Below are 20,126 nucleotides of genomic sequence, written 5' to 3' on the forward strand. Positions count from 1 at the left end.
CGTGATCGGCACGCCGGCGGGAAGGCCCTCCAACGTCGCGACAAGTGCGGGACCATGGGACTCCCCCGCGGTCAGCCAACGCAGCCTGCTCAACGATGCTCCTCAGTGCTCGCGCCCTGGTACTACTGCCCTGCGTACGCGCGTCCTCGCGTACGGCGACGGCCCGACCGGGTGCGCGGCCCCGGTCCGCCACCTCCGATCCTCCCACGTCCGGGCGGTGAACCCGGTCGCCGGTCCAGCAGACGGACGCGGATCTGTCAGGTCAGCGCTCGGCGAGTGCCTTCTCACCGGCCCTGCGCATGGCGTCCAGCGGTGCCGGGGCACGGCCGGTCATCTGCTCGACCTGGAGCACGGCCTGGTGCACCAGGAGGTCCAGACCGCTGACCACGGCTCCCCCGAACATGGACCAGCGGGCGGCAAGGGCGGTGGGCCAGGGGTGGTAGAGGACGTCGAAGAGGGTGGTGGGGCGTTCGGGTACGGCGCCGGCGAGGGCGTCGGTGGTGCCGGCGGGGGTGGTGGCGATCACCAGCGGGGCATGCAGGGCCTGTCCGGCGTCGGCCCAGTCGGCGGTGCGCACCTCGACGTCGAGCCGCTCGCCCCAGTGCCGCATCTCGGCGGCGCGCTCCTCGCTGCGGACGTAGGCGACGACCTCGCCGGTGCAGATCCGGGCGAGGGCGGCCAGCGCGGAGGAGGCGGTGGCACCGGCGCCGAGGACGGCGGCGGAGTCGACCTGTTCGATGCCGTGCTCGCGAAGCGCGGCGACCATGCCCGGGATGTCGGTGTTGTCCCCGAGTCGTCGGCCGTCCTCCGTGAACACGACCGTGTTGACCGCGTCGACCGAGGCGGCCGTCTCGCTGATCTCGTCGACCAGCGGGATGACCGCCCGCTTCAGCGGCATGGTCAGCGACAGCCCCGCCCACTCCGGCCCCAGCGTCCCGAGGAAGGCGGGCAGCCCCGCCTCGTCGATCTCGAAGCGCTCGTACGACCAGTCGGCGAGCCCGAGTTCGTCGTACGCGGCCCGGTGCAGCACCGGGGAGAGGGAGTGGGCGATGGGCTTACCGAGCACGGCGGCCCGGCGGGCATCAGTTGCCCGAGTTGGCATTGAATTTGTCCTTGAGCTTCTCGAATTCGGCGTTGGTCTTGGCGAATTCGGTGTTGTTCACGCCATCGGTCGCCACGAAATACATCCAGCCCTCGTCGGTCGGATTCAGTGCCGCCTTCAGTGCGTCCTCGCCGGGGTTGCCGATCGGACCGGGCGGAAGCCCCTTCTGGGTGTACGTGTTGTACGGGTCCCTGTTGCTGTTGATCTCCGACTCGCTGATGTGGATGTTGCTGGCGCCCTTCAGGTAGTTGAAGGTCGAGTCGAATTGCAGCAACCGGTTCGTCTCGGTGTTCGTGGTCTTGAGACGGTTGTAGACCACCTCCGCCATCTTGCGGAAGTCGTCGTGCGTCTTTCCTTCGGCCTGGACGAGGCTCGCGACCGTGATGACCTGCAGCGGGTTGTCCAGGTCGTACTTCTTGGCCTCCGCCACGAGGTCGTAGTTGGCGTACTCCTCCTTGGCCGCCGCGACCATCTGTTTCAGGATCGCGTCGGGCTTCATGCCCTTGGCCGCGGGATAGGTACCCGGGTAGAGGAATCCTTCCAGCGGATCCATGATCTTGCTGTTGGCGTTCGCGTAGCTCGGCAGACCCAGGTTCTTGTACTCGGCCTTTGCGACCTTCTTGGAGCTACCCGCGGAAAGGCCGAGTTTCTTGTCGAGGGCCACGTAGACGGCCGCGGCGCGCTCGCCCGGGGTGACGATCACATTCGCCTGGCTGCTCGGGTCGAGCATGAGCAGCACGCAGCTCGCGGCGGACATCTCCTTCTTGAGGGTGTAGGCGCCCGCCTGGATCCTGTCGCCCTTCGGATTCTGCGTCTGCGCGGAGACGAACGCGTCGACGCTCTTGACGACGCCGGCCTCCTTGAGCCGACGGCCGATCTCGTATCCGCCGGCGCCCTTGGGGATCTGGACGGTCACGGTCTCGCTGCTGCCGCTGCCCGCGAAGTCCGGGGCCGCGCCGAAACGATTTTGGTAGAAGTGCCAGCCGAAGTAGCCGACACCGGCCGCACCGCCGCCGAAGACCAGGCAGACCACCAGACAGGCGCAGCCGCTGCGACGCTTCTTGGCGCCTTTGCCGCCCTTGGCTTCCTTGCCACCCTTCCCGCCCTTGCCGCGGCCACCACCGCGGCGCCCTTTCGGGTCGTCGTCCTCATCGTCGTCGTCATCGTCGTCGGCGCCCGTGAAGAAGGGGTGCTGCTCTTCCTCCTCCTCGGCGGCGGGCTCCGCCTGCGGTTCCGGCTCGGGGCGTCGGCGGCCGGGCGGCTCCGGCGGCGGGTAGGCGTCCTCGGTGCCGTAGAGGTCGGGCTGCTCGTTGCCGTAGGCCACGGGCTGCTGCCCGTAGGGGTCGCCCGGGTCGGCGGCGTAGGGGACGTGACCGTGGGTGCCGGTGGCGTCCCAGGTGCCCTGGTGGTACTGCTGCGGGGCATGGCCGGCGTGCTGCTGGTCGTAGTGCTGCTGGTCGTACTGCTGCTGGTCGTACTGCTGCTGACCGTACCCGTCGGCGTACTGGAGTTGGCCCTGCTCGTCGTAGTACGCGTACTGCTGCTGGTCGTACCCACCCTGCTGGTGCTGGCCCCAGTCGCCGTACTGCTGCTGCGACTGCTGCGGATAGTGCTGCGGCTGACCGCCGTAGGGGGACTGCTGGCCCACCTGGGCCTGCTGTCCGCCCCATCCGTCGTCCCCGTACAACGGGTCCTCCGGATGCCACGGTTCGGAGCCTGGGCCCCGGCCATACTCAGTCATCGATCCCCTAGAGCCGCGAGGCGGCGCGTCACGCGGCTGGTGGGCCGGTTGACCGTTCCGCCTCTTGCTGTGCGGTGGCTGTTCGAAAACCATCGCATCGCGCGGAACGTTACCGTATCGCGATCAGATGACTACTTCGACGCCCTCGCCGGGTGGTTTACCTGACACCCGTTCGGATTCCAGCGCCTGCTGGAGGATGATCACAGCGGCGGCCTGGTCGATGACCGACCGCCCCTTCTTGGACTTCACCCCCGAGGCGCGCAGTCCCTGACTCGCCGTCACGGTCGTCATCCGCTCGTCGACCAGCCGGACCGGCACCGGCCCGATGCCCTTGGCCAGCTCCTGGGCGAAGGCCCGGACCTTGACCGCGGCCGGGCCCTCGCCCCCCTTGAGCGAGCGCGGGAGTCCGACGACGACCTCGACCGGTTCGTACTCCTCGACCAGTTGCCGCAGCCGGCGGTGGGCCGCCGGGATGTCCCGGCCGGGGACGGTCTCGACCGGGGTGGCGAGGATCCCGTCGGGGTCGCACGAGGCGACCCCGATCCGGGCGTCCCCGACGTCGATCGCGAGTCGACGTCCTCTGCGCATCTCCGACCGTTTCCTTACTTGGCGGTCTCGGCCACGAGACGCTCGACGGCGTCGATGGCCTCTCCGACGGCGGCCGGGTTCTGGCCGCCGCCCTGGGCGACGTCCGGCTTGCCGCCACCGCCGCCGCCGAGCGTCTTGGCGGCGGTGCGGACCAGGTCGCCGGCCTTGAGGCCGCGGTCGCGGGCGGCGTCGTTGGTGGCGATGACCGTGAGCGGCTTGCCGTTGTTGACCGTGAACAGGGCGACCACGGCGGCGCGTCCGCCCTGGATGCGGCCGCGCACGTCGAGGACGAGCTTGCGCAGGTCGTCCGGGGTGGTGCCGTCCGGGACCTGCCCGGTGACGACGGCGATCCCGCGGACGTCCTTGGCGGACTCGACGAGACCGCCGGCGGCCTGCAGCACCTTCTCCGCGCGGAACTTCTCGATCTCCTTCTCGGCGTCCTTCAGCTTGCCGAGCATGGCGGAGACCTTCTCCGGGAGTTCCTCCGGACGGCCCTTGATCAGCTCCTGGAGCTGGGCGACGACCGTGTGCTCACGGGCCAGGAAGTTGTAGGCGTCGACACCGACGAGGGCCTCGATACGGCGCACGCCCGAGCCGATCGAGGACTCGCCGAGCAGCTTCACCAGGCCCAGCTGGGCGGTGTTGTGCACGTGGGTGCCGCCGCACAGCTCCTTGGAGAAGTCGCCGATGGTCACCACGCGGACCCGCTCGCCGTACTTCTCACCGAACTCGGCGATGGCGCCCTGCTTCTTGGCCTCGTCGATACCCATGATGTCGGCGCGCACGTCGAGGTCGCGGGCGAGCACCTCGTTGATCTTCTGCTCGACGTCGGTCATCACGGCCGTCGGGACGGCGGACGGGGAGCCGAAGTCGAAGCGGAAGCGGCCGGGCTGGTTCTCCGAACCGGCCTGGGCGGCCGTCGGGCCGAGGGCGTCGCGCAGCGCCTGGTGGGTGAGGTGGGTGGCCGAGTGGGCGCGGGCGATGGCGGTCCGGCGGCGCTGGTCGATCGCGGCGTGGGCCTTGGCGCCGACCGTCACCTCGCCGAACTGCACGACGCCCTTGTGGACGTAGACGCCCGGGACCGGCTTCTGGGTGTCGCGGATCTCGACGACGGCACCGGAGTCGACCTTGATCCGGCCGGTGTCGCCGATCTGGCCGCCGCCCTCGGCGTAGAAGGGGGTGCGGTCCAGGACGATCTCGACCTCGTCGCCCTCGCTGGCGGCCGGGGAGGAGACGCCGTCGACGAGGATGCCGACGATCGTGGTCTCGCCCTCGGTGTCGGAGTAACCGATGAAGTCGGTCTCGCCGGTCTTGTCGGCGATCTCGCGGTAGGCGCCGGCGCCGGCGTGACCGGTCTTCTTGGCCTGGGCGTCGGCCTTGGCGCGGTCCCGCTGCTCCTTCATCAGGCGGCGGAAGCCGTCCTCGTCCACGGCAAGGCCCTGTTCGGCGGCCATCTCCAGGGTGAGGTCGATCGGGAAGCCCCAGGTGTCGTGGAGCAGGAACGCCTTGTCGCCGGCGAGGACCGTGCCACCGGCGTCCTTGGTCTCGGTGACGGCGGTGTCGAGGATGTTGGTGCCGGCCTTCAGCGTCTTGAGGAAGGCGTTCTCCTCGGCGACGGCGACCTTCTCGATGCGCTCGCGGTCGGTGACCAGCTCCGGGTACTGCTGGCCCATCATCCGGATCACCGTGTCGATCAGGTCGAGCACGACCGGACCGGTGGCACCGAGCAGGCGCATGTTGCGGATGGCGCGGCGCATGATCCGGCGCAGGACGTAGCCGCGGCCCTCGTTGCCGGGGGTGACACCGTCGCCGATGAGCATCACCGACGTACGCATGTGGTCGGTGACCACGCGCAGCGAGACGTCCGAGTCGTGGGCGTCGCCGTAGCGGACGCCGGTCAGCTCGGTGGCCTTCTCGATGACGGCCATGGAGGTGTCGATCTCGTACATGTTCTGCACGCCCTGCAGAATCATGGCGAGACGCTCCAGGCCGAGGCCCGTGTCGATGTTCTTGCTGGGCAGTTCGCCGAGGATCTCGAAGTTGTCCTTGCCGATGCCCTCGCCGCGCTCGTACTGCATGAAGACCAGGTTCCAGATCTCCACGTACCGCTCGTCGTTGACGGCGGGGCCGCCCTCGACTCCGAACTCGGGGCCGCGGTCGTAGTTGATCTCGGAACACGGTCCGCAGGGGCCGGGGACGCCCATGGACCAGTAGTTGTCCTTCATGCCGAGGCGCTGGATGCGCTCCTTCGGCACGCCGACGACGTCCTGCCAGATGCGCTCGGCCTCGTCGTCGTCCTTGTAGACGGTGATCCAGAGCTTCTCCGGCTCCAGGCCGTAACCACCCTTGTCCTGGGGCGTGGTGAGCAGCTCCCAGGCGTACTTGATGGCGCCTTCCTTGAAGTAGTCGCCGAAGGAGAAGTTGCCGCACATCTGGAAGAAGGTGCCGTGCCGGGTGGTCTTGCCGACCTCTTCGATGTCGGGCGTACGCACGCACTTCTGCACGCTGGTGGCGCGCGCCCACGGCGGCTTGACCTCACCGAGGAAGTACGGCTTGAAGGGCACCATGCCGGCCGGGACGAGGAGCAGAGTCGGGTCGTCCGCGATGAGCGACGCCGAAGGGACGACGGTGTGACCGCGCTCCTCGTAGAAGCTCAGCCAGCGGCGGCGGATCTCGGCCGACTCCATCAGTGGTCCTCATTCCGGTTGTACGAGTACGTCGTCCTGTCATCGGCGTACTTCGGGTTGCTGCGGTTCTCGATGGCGGCGAGCCGCCGGGGCGCGGGGAGTTCGGGGTTCGCGTTGATGCCCAGCGCGTCGCCCAGCTCCTCCTCCCGCTGCGCCATGTTGTCGCGGACGTCGAGCGCGAAGCCGACCGCCCGGTCCTTGATCCGGTGGCCGGTCTCCAGCGCCTTGTTCGCGGCGGTCGCGGCGAGGCTCTCCGGGGTCAGCTGCCTCAGCTTGCGGTTGACCTTGGTGGTGGCCCAGACACCGGCGGCGACGCCGGTGGTGAACCAGAACGTGCGGCGGAACATATGGCCTGGCTCCTACTTTCCCCGGTTCTTCCGCCGTGCGGCCGGGACCGTCCGGCCCACGATCACCGTACGCCTGGGCTCCTTCACGGGCACGTCCGCCTTGCGGCCGGCCAGCGCCCGGCGCACGCCGTAGCCGAAGGCCGCGACCTTGACCAGCGGGCCGCCGAAGGTGGCGGCGACGGTGGTGGACAGCGCGGAGGCGTTGGACGTGACCTCCTGGACGTCGGACGCGATCGCGTCGACCCGGTCGATCTGGGTCTGCGCGGAGCGGACGGCGGTGGAGGCGTCGGCGAGCAGCGGGACGGCCTGGTCGGTCACGTCCGCCACCAGCTTGGTGGTCGCCTTGAGCGTCTGGGCCAGCCTCACGAGGGCCACCGCGAGGAAGGAGACCAGGATCGCCCAGAAGACGGCCACCAGGATCCCGGCCACCTCTCCACCGGACACCGCGCGCACCCGCTCCCTGTCTCGTGCCTGAACATCGAAAAGTCTGCACCGAGCCTATCGCGCCGGGCATCGGACTCCGTACCGGATTAGCGCGCGCGGAAGGCGGAGTTGCGGGAAGCGATTGTACGGACCGAACACGGTTAAGTACGCTCCGTGTCCCATGCGAGGTCCTCAGCGCCCCGGCTCTTCGGCGGACGGCAATCTGCCCCTGGAACTGACCGCCTTCGTGGGCCGCTCGGCCGAACTGGGTGAGTTGTCCCGGGCCCTGGAGTCCGGTCGGCTGGTGACGGTGACCGGGGCCGGCGGGGTCGGCAAGTCCCGGCTCGCGGCCCGGGCGGCGGCCGGTGCGGCGCCCCGGGACGGGGTGTGGCGGGTGGAGCTGGCGCCGGTGCGCGACCCGGAGTTCGTGGAGTACGCGGTCGTGGAGGCGCTCGGCCTGACCGACCACACCACCCGGCTGCCGCGCGAGACGCTCCTCGGTCATCTGGCGGACCGCCGGATCCTCCTCGTCCTCGACGGGTTCGAGCATCTGGTCGACGCGTGCGCGGAGCTGGTGGCCGAACTGCTGCGGCGGTTGCCGGACCTGGCCGTGCTGGCGGTGGGGCGGCGGCCGCTCGGGGTGGCGGGCGAGCGGCTGTTCCCGCTGGCGCCGCTCGGTGAGGACGACGCGGTGGAGCTGTTCGCCGAGCGCGCCGGGCGGCAGGGGCTGGACGTGCGGGACTGCGCGGAGGTGCGGGAGGTGTGCAGGCGCCTGGACGGGATCCCGCTGGCGGTCGAGCTGGCGGCGGGGCGGCTGCGGGCGCTGTCGCCGGGGCAGTTGCTGGAGCGGCTCGACGACCGGTTCCGGCTGCTGACCGGTGGCGGGCAGGACGCGCTCCCCCGGCACCGGACGCTGCGCACGGCCATCGGCTGGAGCCATGAACTGTGCACGCCCGCCGAGCGGTTGCTGTGGGCGCGGCTGTCGGTGTTCGCGCAGACCTTCGACCTGGAGGCCGCCGAGTACGTGTGCAGCGGGGACGGGCTGGCGTCCGAGGAGGTCCTGGACGTGCTGGCGGAGCTGCTCGCCCAGTCGGTGGTGTCCCGTGAGGAGGCGCGGTCGGGCGTGCGCTACCGGATGCTCGACACCGTACGGGCGTACGGCGCCGACTGGCTGGCGGCGACGGGGGACTCGGGGCGGCTGCGGCGCCGGCACCGGGACTGGTTCATGGGGCTGGCGACCTGGTGCGAGCTGGAGTGGTTCTCGCCGCGGCAGGGCGAGGTGGCCACGCGGGTCGAGGCCGAGCTGCCGAACCTGCGGGCGGCTCTGGACCACTGTCTGACCGAGCCGGACGAGGCGCATCTGGGCCAGTTCCTGGCGGGTTCGCTGTGGTTCTACTGGGCGGGCTGCGGGCGGCTCTCGGAGGGGCGGCGCTGGCTGGAGCGGAGTCTGGAGCTGGACTCGGAGTATCCGCAGTCCCGGCTGAAGGCGTTGTGGGTGCTCGGCTATGTGGCGATCCTCCAGGGCGACGCGGTGCCCGCGCTCGCCGCGCTCCAGGAGTGCCGCGAGGCAGCCGAGCTGGCCGCCGATCCGACGGCGGTGGCGTACGTGGAGCACCGCACCGGCTGTCTGGCCCTGGTCACCGATGACATGGCGCGGGCGGAGACGCTGCTGCGCTCGGCCCTCGGCCGTTACCAGGAGATCGGCGAGCTCAACAGCAATGTCCTGATGGGGCAGGTCGAGCTGGCGATGACCAGGGCGTTCCTCGGTGATCTGCCGGACGCGGTACGGCTGTGCGAGGACGTACGCCGGGTCTGCGAGGACCACGGCGAGCGCTGGGCCCGTTCGTACGCGCTGTACGTGCTGGCGTACGCGGCCTGGCAGGACGGCGACCACGCGGCCGCCCGGGAGCTGCTGACCGACTGCCTGGGCCATGCGCACGGTTTCCGGGACCTGCTGGGCTCGGTGCTGTCGATCGAGCTCCTGGCGCTGGTGACGGTGGCGCAGGGCGATCCGGCGGAGGCGGCGGTGCTGCAGGGCGCGGCCGGGCGGATGTGGCCGTCGGTGGGGCTGCCGCTGTTCGGCTCGGCGTACTACAACGCCCCGCACGAGCTGTGCGAGGCGACGGCGCGGCGGGCGCTGGGCGACGAGCGGTACACGGAGTGCGTACGGCAGGGGGCGCTGCTGGACCGGGAGGCGGCGGTGGCCCGGGCGCTGGACTACTTCGGGGGACGGCCGCTGGACGCGCTGCCGGCGCCGCGCGGGCCGGTACGGCAGCGGCGGGACGGCGCCGACATGCGGAAGCCCGCCGCCTCGCCCACCCTGAAGGGCGGGGAGACGGCGGGCTGACGCTGAGGTGCTACACCCGGCTGGTGATCAGCGGGCGTAGTACTCGACGACGAGCTGCTCGTCGCAGATGACCGGAACTTCCTTGCGGTTCGGCTCGCGGTCCAGGCGGAAGGCCAGGGCGCGGAGGTTCACCTGCAGGTAGCGCGGGGTCTCGCCGTCGGGGGCGAAGCCACCCTCGCGGGCGATCTGGAAGAGCGTCTTGTCCTTCGAGCGGTCACGGACCTGGATGACGTCGTCCGGACGCACGCGGTAGGACGGCTTGTCGACCTTCTGGCCGTTGACCTGGATGTGGCCGTGGACGACCATCTGGCGGGCCTGGTAGATCGTGCGGGCGATGCCCGAACGCAGGACCAGCGCGTCGAGGCGGCGCTCCAGCTCGACGATCAGGGCCTCACCGGTCTTGCCCTGCACCTTGGAGGCACGCTCGTAGGCGCGGACCAGCTGACGCTCGGAGATGTCGTACTGCGCGCGCAGACGCTGCTTCTCCAGCAGACGGACCTTGTAGTCCGAGTTCTGCTTGCGGCCGCGGCCGTGCTCACCCGGCGGGTAGGGACGGGCCTCGAAGTACTTGACGGCCTTCGGGGTCAGCGCGATGCCGAGGGCACGCGACTTCTTGACCTTGGGGCGGGACTGGTTCGCCACTGTCTCTTTCTTCCTTCTGATATTCGGCTTGTCAGGGTTGAGGGAGGTCGCAATCCGCAGCCGGGGAAACCCGCCGGGACCCGTTGCCGGGCCTGGTGGGCAGCCGCTCCCCTGGTCTGGGCACATACGTGCAGCACGCGAGTGGCCCACCGACCGGTCCCGCCGTGCGGCGGATGGTGGTGGGCTGCCCGCGACACCGATCGACGGTGCGCGACGCTCCTGGATCCCTCTTGACGGGGGTTCCGGCCGACTGTCCCGCTCTGACTGCGCGGGACTCGGCGCTTCGAGGGATTCTACAGGCTGCTCAGGACCGCCTGCGACCGAGGTGCTTCCTGGTCCACTCGACGGCGTCGGCGTACCGCGCCTCGGCGCCGTGCCGGGTCGGGGTGTAGTACTCGCGGTCCCTGACGGTGTCCGGGGCGTACTGCTGCTCGGCGATGCCCTCGGGCAGGTCGTGCGGGTAGACGTAGCCCTGCGCGTGCCCCAGCTTGGCGGCGCCCTTGTAGTGCCCGTCACGCAGGTGCGGGGGCACCTGGCCGGCCAGGCCCTTGCGGACGTCCTCCATGGCGGCGCCGATCGCGGTGGTCGCGGAGTTGGACTTGGGGGCCAGGGCGAGGGCGATGGTGGCGTGGCTGAGGGTGAGGGCGGCCTCGGGGAAACCGATCATGGCGACGGCCTGGGCGGCGGCCACGGCTATGGGGAGGGCGTTGGGGTCGGCGAGGCCGATGTCCTCGCTCGCCGAGATCATCAGCCGGCGGGCGATGAAGCGGGGGTCCTCGCCGGCCTCGATCATCCGGGCCAGGTAGTGCAGGGCCGCGTCGACGTCCGAGCCCCTGATGGACTTGATGAGGGCGCTGGCGACGTCGTAGTGCTGGTCGCCGTCGCGGTCGTACTTCACCGCGGCCCGGTCGACGACCTCCTCCAGGGTCCCCAGGCCGATCTCCGCCTCGCCCTTGTCGAGGGCGGCCCCGGCGGCGGCCTCCAGGGCGGTCAGGGCGCGGCGGGCGTCGCCGCCGGCGATGCGCAGCAGGTGCTCCTCGGTGTCCTCGGGGAGGGTGACGGCCTCCTTGAGGCCCCGCTCGTCGGTGAGGGCCCGGCGCAGGAGGCCCCGGACGTCGTCGTCGGTGAGCGGTTCGAGGGTGAGGAGCAGGGAGCGGGACAGGAGCGGGGAGATCACCGAGAAGTAGGGGTTCTCGGTGGTCGCGGCGATCAGGGTGACCCAGCGGTTCTCGACGGCCGGGAGCAGGGAGTCCTGCTGGGCCTTGCTGAAGCGGTGGATCTCGTCCAGGAAGAGGACGGTCTCCTTGCCGTATCCCCCGGTGGCGCGGCGGGCGCCGTCGATGACCGCGCGGACCTCCTTGACGCCCGCGGTGATCGCGGAGAGCTCCACGAACCGCTTGTCGGTCGCCTTGGAGACGACGTACGCGAGGGTCGTCTTGCCGGTGCCGGGCGGCCCCCAGAGGATCACGGACGACGGTCCGGCGGGGCCGCCGGAGCCCGCGCCGACCAGTCTGCGCAGCGGGGATCCCGGCTTCAGCAGGTGCTGCTGGCCCACCACCTCGTCGAGGGTGCGCGGGCGCATCCGCACCGCCAGGGGGCTCCCGGTCGGGTCCTTCTCCTGGCGTTCTTCTGCGGCGGCGGTGAACAGGTCGGGTTCCACGCTGAAACCCTAAGTCACGGCACTGACAATCCGGTCCGGGCCGTCGGCGGCCCCGGTGGTCAGCTGGTCCAGAAGTCCCACCAGCGGGTCAGGATCAGCATGCCGATGATGCCGATGTGCAGGACCGGCAGCACCCAGGTGAACTCGCCGAAGAAGGACTTCAGCCAGTTCGGGGTCGGCAGGAAGCCCTGGCGGATGTTGAAGGAGGTCACGTACCAGAACATGGTGATCGTCGCGACCCAGGCCAGCGAGCACCACAGGCAGAGCGCGTTGATCCGGTACAGGGACTGGAACTGCAGCCAGGTGCAGAAGGCCACGCCGAAGAGGGTGCCGAAGTTGAAGGTCAGCCAGTACCAGCGCGGGAAGCGGGCGCGGGCCAGCAGGCTCATGCCGACGCAGATCACGATGCCGTAGCAGACCAGGCCGAGCATCGGGTTCGGGAAGCCGAAGGCGGCGGCCTGCTTGGACTCCATGACGCTGCCGCAGGAGACCACCGGGTTGAGGCTGCACCCGGGGGTGAACGTCTTGCCCTCGACCTTGGCTTCCAGCAGCTTGAACTTGTCGATCGTGATGACCCAGGCGGCCAGCAGGCCGGCGGCGCCGGTGATGATCAGCAGCAGCGCGAAGGCGCGGCTGCCGCCCTCGGTGCGCGGTGCCGCGGAGGCGTGCTCGGGCTCGGGCTCGGTGGAGACGTCCTTGACTGTCGTCTTGCTCATCACGCCGATTCCGTCTGTTTGAGAGTTGGAACTTCTTCGGGCAGGGGCCATTGTGCCGCACGAGGCACCCCGTCCACCGTTCGGTGGGCATAAGGAAGTACGCACGACCGCCCCGAAGAGTTCGGTTCCGGCCGATGCTCGGGGCACCCGCGCATGGCGGTCCCGGATGCGCATCGGCCGGCAGGGGGAACCGGCACCCGCCGAGTTGACGGTCCGCCCCCTGCCGGCCCCTGCCGACCCTCTCACCGGCCGCTCAGCCCAGCCGGGACTCCAGCTCCGCCACGATCTCGTTCACGCCGATCGCCGACTGCTCTCCGGACTCCATGTCCTTCAGCTGGACGACGCCCTCGGCGAGGTCCCGCTCCCCGGCGACGATCGTGTAGCGGGCGCCACTGCGGTTGGCGTTCTTCATGGCGCCCTTGAGCCCCTTGGCGCCGTAGGAGAAGTCCGCCGCGATGCCGACCCGGCGCAGCTCCGTGACCTTCGCGAAGAGGACGCGACGCGCCTCCTCGCCGAGCGGTACCGCGAAGACGCTGGTGGCGGACGGGAGGTCGAGCTCGACGCCCTCCGCCTCCAGTGCCAGCACCGTGCGGTCGACGCCCAGCGCCCAGCCGACGGACGGCAGCGCGGGGCCGCCGATCATCTCGGAGAGGCCGTCGTAGCGGCCGCCGCCGCCCACCGCGGACTGGGAGCCCAGGCCGTCGTGGACGAACTCGAACGTGGTGCGGGTGTAGTAGTCGAGACCGCGGACCAGCTTCGGGTCGTCCTCGAAGGAGACACCCGCGGCCGTGATCAGCTCACGGACCTCCTCGTGGTACGCCTTGCAGGCGTCGCAGAGGTAGTCGCGCAGCAACGGGGCGTCGCCCAGCTGCTTCTGGACCGACTCCCGCTTGTCGTCCAGGACGCGCAGCGGGTTGATCTCGGACCGGCGCAGGGTGTCCTCGTCCAGGTCGAGGCCGCGCAGGAAGTCCTGGAGGGCCGCGCGGTACACCGGGCGGCACTCCTTGTCGCCGAGGCTGTTGAGCAGGATGCGGAAGTTGCTCAGGCCCAGCGAGCGGTACGCCTGGTCGGCCAGGATGATCAACTCGGCGTCCAGGGCCGGGTCCTCGGCACCGATCGCCTCGGCACCGACCTGGGAGAAGTGACGGTAACGGCCCTTCTGCGGGCGCTCGTAGCGGTAGTACGAGCCGGAGTACCAGAGCTTGACGGGGAGGTTGCCGGCCTTGTGGAGGTTGGCCTCCAGGGCCGCGCGCAGGACGGAGGCGGTGCCCTCGGGGCGCAGCGCCAGCCGGTCGCCGCCCTTGGTCTCGAAGGCGTACATCTCCTTGGTGACGATGTCGGTGGACTCGCCGACACCGCGCGCGAAGAGCTCGACGTTCTCGAAGCCCGGGGTCTCGATGTAGCCGTAGCCGGAGTTGCGCAGCGGGGCGGCGATCGCCTCGCGGACGGCCAGGTACTTGGCGCTCTCCGGCGGGATCAGGTCGTACGTGCCCTTGGGGGCCTGAAAGGTGCTCACGGAAGTTCTCGTCACATTCCTCGTCGGGGAGCGTCGGCTTGCGCTCCCTGGCCGGCGGCCACCTGCCGCAGATAGGCGTTGGTGGCGCGCTCCTGACCGATGGTCGTCTGGGGGCCGTGGCCGGACAGCACCACGGTGGAGTCGTCTAGCGGCAGGCACACACGGGCCAGCGACAGCAGCATGTCGTCCATGGAGGCGCCCGGCAGGTCCGTGCGTCCGATGGAGCCGGCGAAGAGCAGATCGCCGGAGAAGAAGACCGAGGGGATCTCGGCCGTCTCCGGCATCTGGAAGGTCACCGACCCCCTGGTATGGCCCGGTGCGTGCGCGACGGAGAACTCCAGCCCGGCCAGGGCGAGTCGAGCGCCGTCGGTCAGTTCCCTCACCTCGTCCGGCTCCCCCACCGTCAGCTCGCCCATCAGCGGCATGCCGATGGACCGGCCGAGCGCCTTCTCGGGGTCGCTCATCATGTACCGGTCCGCGGGGTGGATCCAGGCCGGTACGTCGTGCGCGCCGCACACGGGGACGACCGAGGCCACGTGGTCGATGTGGCCGTGGGTGAGGACGACGGCGACGGGCTTGAGCCGATGCTTCTTCAGTGCTTCCTCGACGCCTTCGGCGGCCTGGTGGCCGGGGTCGATGATCACGCACTCCTCACCGGCGGCGGGGGCGACGAGATAACAGTTCGTCCCCCAGGCCCCGGCGGGGAACCCGGCAATGAGCACGATCGTCCTTCGTTGTGTCGATTCGGGTGGCTACAAGCTGTGGTCCAGAGCCTACCGGCGCTGCCGTTTCCTCAGCGAACCCATATACGGTACGGGGCTACACGCAGTGGTCGGCTCACACAGCGCACAGGACGCACGCGTAACCGGTCGACATATACGACACGCATGAGGAGAGAACCCGGTGGTCACCCAGGAGCAGCGGCGGCGTCAGCTCGCCCGGGAGAAGTTCTTGCGGCAGCAGCAGCGGCGTACCAGCGCACGCCGCAAGGCACGCATGCGCAACTCCGTGATCGCGTCCGTGCTCGGCGTGATCGTGATCGGCAGCGTCGCGCTGTACACGACCGGCGTGCTGAAGAACGACGACAAGGCGAACGCCAGCTCGGAGACGACACCCAGCGCCACGCCCAGCGCCAGCAAGGCACCGGACCCGTGCGAGAAGGCCGCGGCCGGCAAGGTGGCGAAGCTGAGCTGGAAGAAGGAGCCGGCGATGACGATCGACACGTCCGCCGACTACACGCTGAAGCTGGCGACGACGTGCGGTGACATCGGCATCGCGCTGAAGACGTCGGCGGCGCCGCACACCGTGAACTCGTTCGACTTCCTCGCGTCGAAGGGCTACTTCGACCACACGAAGTGCCACCGGCTCACCACCAACGGCATCTACGTGCTGCAGTGCGGCGACCCGACGGGCACCGGCAGCGGCGGTCCCGGGTACACGATCCCCGACGAGAACCTGAAGGACAAAAGCCTGAAGGGCGGCATCTACCCGGCGGGCACGGTCGCGATGGCCAACACGGGCCAGAAGCACACCGGTGGCAGCCAGTTCTTCCTGGTCTACCAGGACAGCCAGTTGCCTGCCAGCTACACCCCGTTCGGCACTGTTGACGCCGCCGGACTGAAGGTCCTGAAGAAAATCGCCGCCGCTGGAGAGAACACGGGTCAGGGCGACGGAGCGCCGAACGCGACGGTCGTGATCAACAAGGCCACGGTCACGAAATCCTGACTACCAACTGCGAAATTTCGGTCGCGCGGGATGCGGACAGGCAACCCGCCGGTCGCCTATGTTGGCCGTGACGAAACTGTGGACGATGCCCGGGGGCGCTGAGGCCCCTCGCGGGCATCATGTGGAGGAGGCGCTGTGAGCAGCGACCCGTGGGGCCGCGTCGACGAGACGGGGACCGTGTACGTGCGTACGGCCGACGGCGAGCAGGTCGTCGGTTCCTGGCAGGCCGGCTCCCCCGAGGAGGCGTTGGCCTACTTCGAGCGCAAGTACGAGGGCCTGGTTGTCGAGATCGGCCTCCTCGAAAAGCGAGTCCAGACCACCGACCTGTCCGCGAAGGACGCCCAGGTCGCCATCGACCACCTGCGCGAGCAGGTGGAGGCGCACCACGCGGTCGGTGACCTGGAGTCGTTGCGGACCCGGCTGGGCGATCTGGTGAAGACCGTCGACTCGCGTCGCGAGGAGCGCCGGGCACAGCGTGCCAAGCAGTCCGACGAGGCCCGGCAGGCCAAGGAGGACCTGGTCGTCGAGGCGGAGCAGCTGGCGCAGTCCGACCAGTGGCGGGCGGCGGGTGAGCGGCTGCGGTCCCTGGTGGACACCTGGAAGGGCCTGCCGCGTCTCGACCGCAAGTCGGACGACGAGCTGTGGCACCGCTTCTCGCACGCCCGGTCGGCCTTCTCCAAGCGGCGCAAGGCCCACTTCGCGCAGCTCGACGCGCAGCGCGAGGACGCCCGCAAGGCCAAGGAGAAGCTGGTCGCCGAGGCCGAGTCGCTGTCGGACTCGACGGACTGGGGTCCGACGGCCGCCCGCTACCGCGAGCTGATGTCGGAGTGGAAGGCGGCCGGCCGTGCCCAGCGCGAGCACGAGGACGACCTGTGGAACCGCTTCCGCGGCGCCCAGGACGTGTTCTTCGCGGCGCGCGGGTCCGCCTTCGCCGAGCGGGACGCGGAGCAGACGGAGAACCTGAAGCTGAAGGAGGAGCTGGCCGCCGAGGCCGAGAAGCTCCTGCCGATCGGCGACCTGAAGTCCGCGCGGTCCGCCTTCCGCTCGATCAACGAGCGGTGGGAGGCCATCGGTCACGTGCCGCGCGACGCGCGTCCGAAGGTCGAGGGCCGGATGCACACGGTCGACCGGGCCATCCAGGAGGCCGAGGAGGCCGAGTGGCGCCGGACCAACCCGGAGGCACGCGCGCGTGCGGCGGGTCTGACCGGCCAGCTGCAGGCCGCCGTGGACAAGCTGCGGGCGCAGATCGAGCAGGCCCGCGGCCAGGGCAACGCGTCGAAGGCGGAGAAGCTGGAGCGTGAGCTGGAGGGCCGCCAGGCGCTCCTGGACCAGGCCCTGAAGGGCCTGCAGGAGTTCGGCGGCTGAGTTTTCCCGACGGTTTCCGCGACATCGAGAGGGGCCCCGTACACGGCGTACGGGGCCCCTCTCGTCGTATGTCCGGTGTCCGGCTGCCGCTACGAGCGGTTGCGTGCCGAGGTCACGCGGTAGACGTCGTACACGCCCTCCACGCCCCGTACGGCCTTCAGGACGTGGCCCAGGTGCTTGGGGTCGCCCATCTCGAAGGTGAAGCGGGAGGTGGCCACCCGGTCGCGGGAGGTCTGGACGGCCGCGGAGAGGATGTTGACGTGCTGGTCGGACAGGACGCGGGTGACGTCCGACAGCAGCCGGGACCGGTCCAGGGCCTCGACCTGGATGGCGACCAGGAAGACCGAGGACTGGGTGGGCGCCCACTCGACGTCGAGGATGCGCTCGGGTTCGCGGGACAGTGACTCGACGTTGACGCAGTCGCTGCGGTGAACCGATACACCGCTACCGCGCGTGACGAAGCCGATGATCGGGTCGCCGGGCACAGGGGTGCAGCAGCGGGCCAGCTTGACCCAGACGTCGTCGACGCCCTTCACGACCACACCGGGGTCCTGGTTGCTGCGCCGCTTGCGGCCGCGGGTCCGGGACGGCGGGACCGCCTCGTCGATCTCCTCGGTGGCCGCCTCCTCGCCGCCGAGCGCCTGCACCAGCTTCTGCACGACGTTCTGCGCGGCCACATGGCCCTCGCCGATCGCCGCGTACAGCGAGGAGATGTCCGGGTAGCGCATCTCGTGCGCCAGCGTGACCAGCGAGTCGCCGGTGAGGATGCGCTGGATCGGCAGGTTCTGCTTGCGCATCGCGCGGACGATGGCGTCCTTGCCCTGCTCGATCGCCTCGTCCCGGCGCTCCTTGGAGAACCAGCCGCGGATCTTGTTGCGGGCGCGTGGGGACTTGACGAAGCCGAGCCAGTCGCGGGAGGGGCCGGCGCCGGGCGCCTTGGAGGTGAAGACCTCGACCAGGTCGCCGTTGTCCAGCGTCGATTCGAGCGGGACGAGACGGCCGTTGACCCGGGCCCCTATGGTCCGGTGGCCGACCTCGGTGTGGACCGCGTACGCGAAGTCGACCGGGGTGGCCCCGGCGGGGAGCGCTATGACGTCGCCCTTGGGGGTGAAGACGAAGACCTCGTTGCGGGACAGGTCGAAGCGCAGGGACTCCAGGAACTCGCTGGGGTCCTCGGTCTCCTTCTGCCAGTCCAGCAACTGCCGCAGCCAGGCCATGTCGTTGAGGTGGTCGTCCTTGCCCTTGCCGGACGACTTCGGCACGTCGGTGCGGACCTTGGAGGCGCCGGCCACGGCCTCCTGCTTGTACTTCCAGTGCGCGGCGATGCCGTACTCGGCGCGGCGGTGCATGTCGAACGTGCGGATCTGGAGTTCGACGGGCTTGCCGTTGGGGCCGATGACCGTCGTGTGCAGCGACTGGTACATGTTGAACTTGGGCATCGCGATGTAGTCCTTGAAGCGCCCCGGAACCGGGTTCCAGCGCGCGTGGACGGTGCCCAGGGCCGCGTAGCAGTCGCGGACGGTGTCCACCAGGACGCGGATGCCCACCAGGTCGTAGATCTCCGCGAAGTCCCGGCCGCGGACGATCATCTTCTGGTAGACGCTGTAGTAGTGCTTCGGCCGGCCGGTGACGGTCGCCTTGATGCGGGCGGCCCGCAGGTCGGCCTGGACCTCGTCGGTCACTATGGCCAGGTACTCGTCGCGCTTCGGGGCGCGTTCGGCGACCAGCCGGACGATCTCGTCGTACATCTTGGGGTAGAGGATCGCGAACGCGAGGTCCTCCAGCTCCCACTTGATGGTGTTCATGCCCAGGCGATGGGCGAGCGGCGCGTAGATCTCCAGGGTCTCGCGCGCCTTCTTCTCCTGCTTCTCGCGCTTGAGGTAGCGCATGGTGCGCATGTTGTGCAGGCGGTCGGCGAGCTTGATGACCAGGACGCGCGGGTCCTTGGCCATGGCGACGACCATCTTGCGCACGGTCTCGGCCTGCGCGGCCTCGCCGAACTTGACCTTGTCGAGCTTGGTGACGCCGTCGACGAGCAGGGCGACGACGTCGCCGAAGTCGCGGCGCAGGTCCTCCAGGCCGTACTCGGTGTCCTCGACGGTGTCGTGCAGCAGGCCCGCCATCAGGGTGGCCGGGTCCATGCCCAGCTCGGCGAGGATGGTGGTCACCGCGAGCGGGTGGGTGATGTACGGGTCGCCGCTCTTGCGCTTCTGGCCGCGGTGCCAGCGCTCGGCGACCTGGTAGGCGCGCTCGATCTGGCGCAGTGTGGCGTTCTCGATCTTGGGGTCGTTGCTGCGGACTATGCGCAGCAGCGGCTCCAGGACCGGGTTGTACGGGTTCGCGCGCTGCACGCCGAGGCGGGCCAGGCGGGCGCGGACACGGTTGGAGGAGCCGGAGCGTGCGGGCTGGCCGGTGTTGGGGCGGGCCGCCGGACGCTCGGGAGGGGCCGGTTTGGGGCGCGAGGACTCCGCCGACTTCTCGGCCTGCGCGGACTGGGCGTGCTCGACCGGCCCACGGGTGTCGCTCTTCGTCTGCGACACGTTCGGCGCGGGCTTGGCCGCGGGGGCCGAGGCGGGCTCGGGCTTGGCGGCGGTAAGTGGCTGGGCCTCGTCTGGCAAGAGGGCTCCTCGTGCGCGATCCGGGTCCCCGGTCAGGCTCCGGATGACCCATGGTAGCGATCCCGGGCTCCGGGATCGCCTTCAGGCCGAAGTGAGAGCGTTCCACCGGGGTAACACGGGCGGCTGCCACCGGATTCCCTGTCCCTGCAGCAGAGCCCGGAAACCCTTTTCCAAAAACCCACCAATTGGACAGATCGGGAAAATCGAGACTATTAATTCCGTTGACTAGAACATCAGCCGCTACATAAGATCCACTTCGACCAGGAAGCGGAAGAAATTGACCTATTCCGCTTTCAAAGAAAAAGAAACGGGATGAGCATGAGAATGTTCGGAAAGACAGTGGCGGCTGCGGCTCTGGCCGTGGGTATGAGCGCGGCTTTCGCGCTTCCCGCGCAGGCTGCGACCGCGGCCCCCATGTCGACGCACCGAGGTAGCTCGGGGTGCTTCAACTGGTCTTGGGCGGACGGCACCACCACGACCACCATCTACTACCACAACACGTGCAGCACGACGCAGCACCTGTGCGTGTGGTGGAAGGACGGTGCGGAGAACAACCTGCACCGCATCACCGCGGCGGGCGACGAGAAGGGACACCTCAAGGAGCCCGGCACCATCATAACCAACGACATCGAGGACTGCTGATTTCGAA

General features: G+C 69.7%; 17 protein-coding genes. 4 read left to right on the forward strand and 13 right to left on the reverse strand.

The window, feature by feature from the left end; all coding sequences use genetic code 11:
* The 7 genes from ABZ887_RS20020 to ABZ887_RS20050 all read right to left on the reverse strand — a co-directional run.
* A partial coding sequence (locus ABZ887_RS20020) for a chorismate synthase (protein WP_351336173.1) occupies nt 1–93 on the reverse strand: 93 nt, incomplete at its 3' end.
* 169 nt (nt 94–262) lie between these two features.
* A complete protein-coding gene (locus tag ABZ887_RS20025) occupies nt 263–1,102 on the reverse strand; it encodes a shikimate dehydrogenase (protein ID WP_361291068.1) in 840 nt (279 codons plus the stop codon).
* Nucleotides 1,083–2,843: an endolytic transglycosylase MltG gene (mltG, locus tag ABZ887_RS20030; protein WP_361291071.1), complete on the reverse strand. Its 1,761-nt coding sequence runs from the start codon at nt 2,841–2,843 to the stop codon at nt 1,083–1,085. The genes ABZ887_RS20025 and mltG overlap by 20 nt, the downstream gene beginning before the upstream one ends.
* A 123-nt stretch (nt 2,844–2,966) precedes the next feature.
* Entirely contained in the window at nt 2,967–3,431 is a 465-nt protein-coding gene (ruvX, locus tag ABZ887_RS20035; RefSeq protein ID WP_361291074.1) for a Holliday junction resolvase RuvX, read from the reverse strand.
* 14 nt (nt 3,432–3,445) lie between these two features.
* Complete coding sequence (alaS, locus tag ABZ887_RS20040) at nt 3,446–6,118, reverse strand: alanine--tRNA ligase (RefSeq protein WP_361291077.1); 2,673 nt, start codon at nt 6,116–6,118, stop codon at nt 3,446–3,448.
* On the reverse strand, nt 6,118–6,465 hold the full coding sequence (locus tag ABZ887_RS20045; RefSeq protein WP_361291080.1) for a hypothetical protein: 348 nt from the start codon (nt 6,463–6,465) through the stop codon (nt 6,118–6,120). The genes alaS and ABZ887_RS20045 overlap by 1 nt, the downstream gene beginning before the upstream one ends.
* Before the next feature lie 12 nt (nt 6,466–6,477).
* Nucleotides 6,478–6,909 carry a DUF948 domain-containing protein gene (locus ABZ887_RS20050; RefSeq protein ID WP_361291083.1) on the reverse strand — a complete coding sequence of 144 codons (432 nt, stop codon included), beginning with the start codon at nt 6,907–6,909 and terminating at the stop codon, nt 6,478–6,480.
* Between the two features lie 160 nt (nt 6,910–7,069).
* Here ABZ887_RS20050 and ABZ887_RS20055 point away from each other — a divergent pair, with 160 nt between their 5' ends.
* Nucleotides 7,070–9,235, forward strand: coding sequence for an AAA family ATPase (locus ABZ887_RS20055; protein ID WP_361291086.1), 2,166 nt, complete (start codon nt 7,070–7,072; stop codon nt 9,233–9,235).
* A gap of 27 nt (nt 9,236–9,262) precedes the next feature.
* On the opposite strand, the gene rpsD is transcribed toward ABZ887_RS20055, so the two are convergent.
* The 5 genes from rpsD to ABZ887_RS20080 form a co-directional block, all read right to left on the reverse strand.
* On the reverse strand, nt 9,263–9,877 hold the full coding sequence (gene rpsD, locus ABZ887_RS20060; RefSeq protein ID WP_181803162.1) for a 30S ribosomal protein S4: 615 nt from the start codon (nt 9,875–9,877) through the stop codon (nt 9,263–9,265).
* A gap of 304 nt (nt 9,878–10,181) precedes the next feature.
* Complete coding sequence (locus tag ABZ887_RS20065) at nt 10,182–11,537, reverse strand: replication-associated recombination protein A (RefSeq protein ID WP_361291090.1); 1,356 nt, start codon at nt 11,535–11,537, stop codon at nt 10,182–10,184.
* A 59-nt stretch (nt 11,538–11,596) separates the two neighbouring features.
* The gene (locus ABZ887_RS20070) at nt 11,597–12,253 is read right to left on the reverse strand and encodes a vitamin K epoxide reductase family protein (protein WP_361291093.1); all 657 of its coding nucleotides are present in this window, start codon (nt 12,251–12,253) and stop codon (nt 11,597–11,599) included.
* Between the two features lie 253 nt (nt 12,254–12,506).
* The gene (gene hisS / locus ABZ887_RS20075; protein ID WP_361291096.1) at nt 12,507–13,769 is read right to left on the reverse strand and encodes a histidine--tRNA ligase; all 1,263 of its coding nucleotides are present in this window, start codon (nt 13,767–13,769) and stop codon (nt 12,507–12,509) included.
* A gap of 11 nt (nt 13,770–13,780) precedes the next feature.
* Complete coding sequence (locus ABZ887_RS20080) at nt 13,781–14,491, reverse strand: MBL fold metallo-hydrolase (protein WP_361291099.1); 711 nt, start codon at nt 14,489–14,491, stop codon at nt 13,781–13,783.
* A gap of 181 nt (nt 14,492–14,672) precedes the next feature.
* On the opposite strand from ABZ887_RS20080, the gene ABZ887_RS20085 reads away from it, so the two are divergent.
* Both ABZ887_RS20085 and ABZ887_RS20090 read left to right on the forward strand, forming a co-directional pair.
* Entirely contained in the window at nt 14,673–15,494 is an 822-nt protein-coding gene (locus ABZ887_RS20085) for a peptidylprolyl isomerase (RefSeq protein ID WP_361291102.1), read from the forward strand.
* 135 nt (nt 15,495–15,629) lie between these two features.
* On the forward strand, nt 15,630–16,859 hold the full coding sequence (locus ABZ887_RS20090) for a DUF349 domain-containing protein (protein ID WP_361291105.1): 1,230 nt from the start codon (nt 15,630–15,632) through the stop codon (nt 16,857–16,859).
* A gap of 89 nt (nt 16,860–16,948) precedes the next feature.
* Here the strand turns inward: ABZ887_RS20090 and ABZ887_RS20095 are convergent, their stop codons facing one another.
* The gene (locus tag ABZ887_RS20095; RefSeq protein WP_361291108.1) at nt 16,949–19,477 is read right to left on the reverse strand and encodes a bifunctional (p)ppGpp synthetase/guanosine-3',5'-bis(diphosphate) 3'-pyrophosphohydrolase; all 2,529 of its coding nucleotides are present in this window, start codon (nt 19,475–19,477) and stop codon (nt 16,949–16,951) included.
* Between the two features lie 414 nt (nt 19,478–19,891).
* Between ABZ887_RS20095 and ABZ887_RS20100 the strand changes: the two genes are divergently transcribed.
* Nucleotides 19,892–20,119: a hypothetical protein gene (locus ABZ887_RS20100; RefSeq protein ID WP_217550581.1), complete on the forward strand. Its 228-nt coding sequence runs from the start codon at nt 19,892–19,894 to the stop codon at nt 20,117–20,119.
* Nucleotides 20,120–20,126 lie beyond the last annotated feature (7 nt).

This window comes from Streptomyces sp. NPDC047061 (assembly GCF_040643955.1).
Classification (GTDB): Bacteria; Actinomycetota; Actinomycetes; order Streptomycetales; family Streptomycetaceae; genus Streptomyces.

Excerpts from the sequence above, each read along its gene's own strand:
- ABZ887_RS20025 (WP_361291068.1), bottom strand. The coding sequence starts at position 1,102 with ATGCCAACTCGGGCAACTGATGCCCGCCGGGCCGCCGTGCTCGGTAAG.
- mltG (WP_361291071.1), bottom strand. The coding sequence starts at position 2,843 with ATGACTGAGTATGGCCGGGGCCCAGGCTCCGAACCGTGGCATCCGGAG.
- ruvX (WP_361291074.1), bottom strand. The coding sequence starts at position 3,431 with ATGCGCAGAGGACGTCGACTCGCGATCGACGTCGGGGACGCCCGGATC.
- alaS (WP_361291077.1), bottom strand. The coding sequence starts at position 6,118 with ATGGAGTCGGCCGAGATCCGCCGCCGCTGGCTGAGCTTCTACGAGGAG.
- ABZ887_RS20045 (WP_361291080.1), bottom strand. The coding sequence starts at position 6,465 with ATGTTCCGCCGCACGTTCTGGTTCACCACCGGCGTCGCCGCCGGTGTC.
- ABZ887_RS20055 (WP_361291086.1), top strand. The coding sequence starts at position 7,070 with ATGCGAGGTCCTCAGCGCCCCGGCTCTTCGGCGGACGGCAATCTGCCC.
- ABZ887_RS20070 (WP_361291093.1), bottom strand. The coding sequence starts at position 12,253 with ATGAGCAAGACGACAGTCAAGGACGTCTCCACCGAGCCCGAGCCCGAG.
- ABZ887_RS20100 (WP_217550581.1), top strand. The coding sequence starts at position 19,892 with ATGTCGACGCACCGAGGTAGCTCGGGGTGCTTCAACTGGTCTTGGGCG.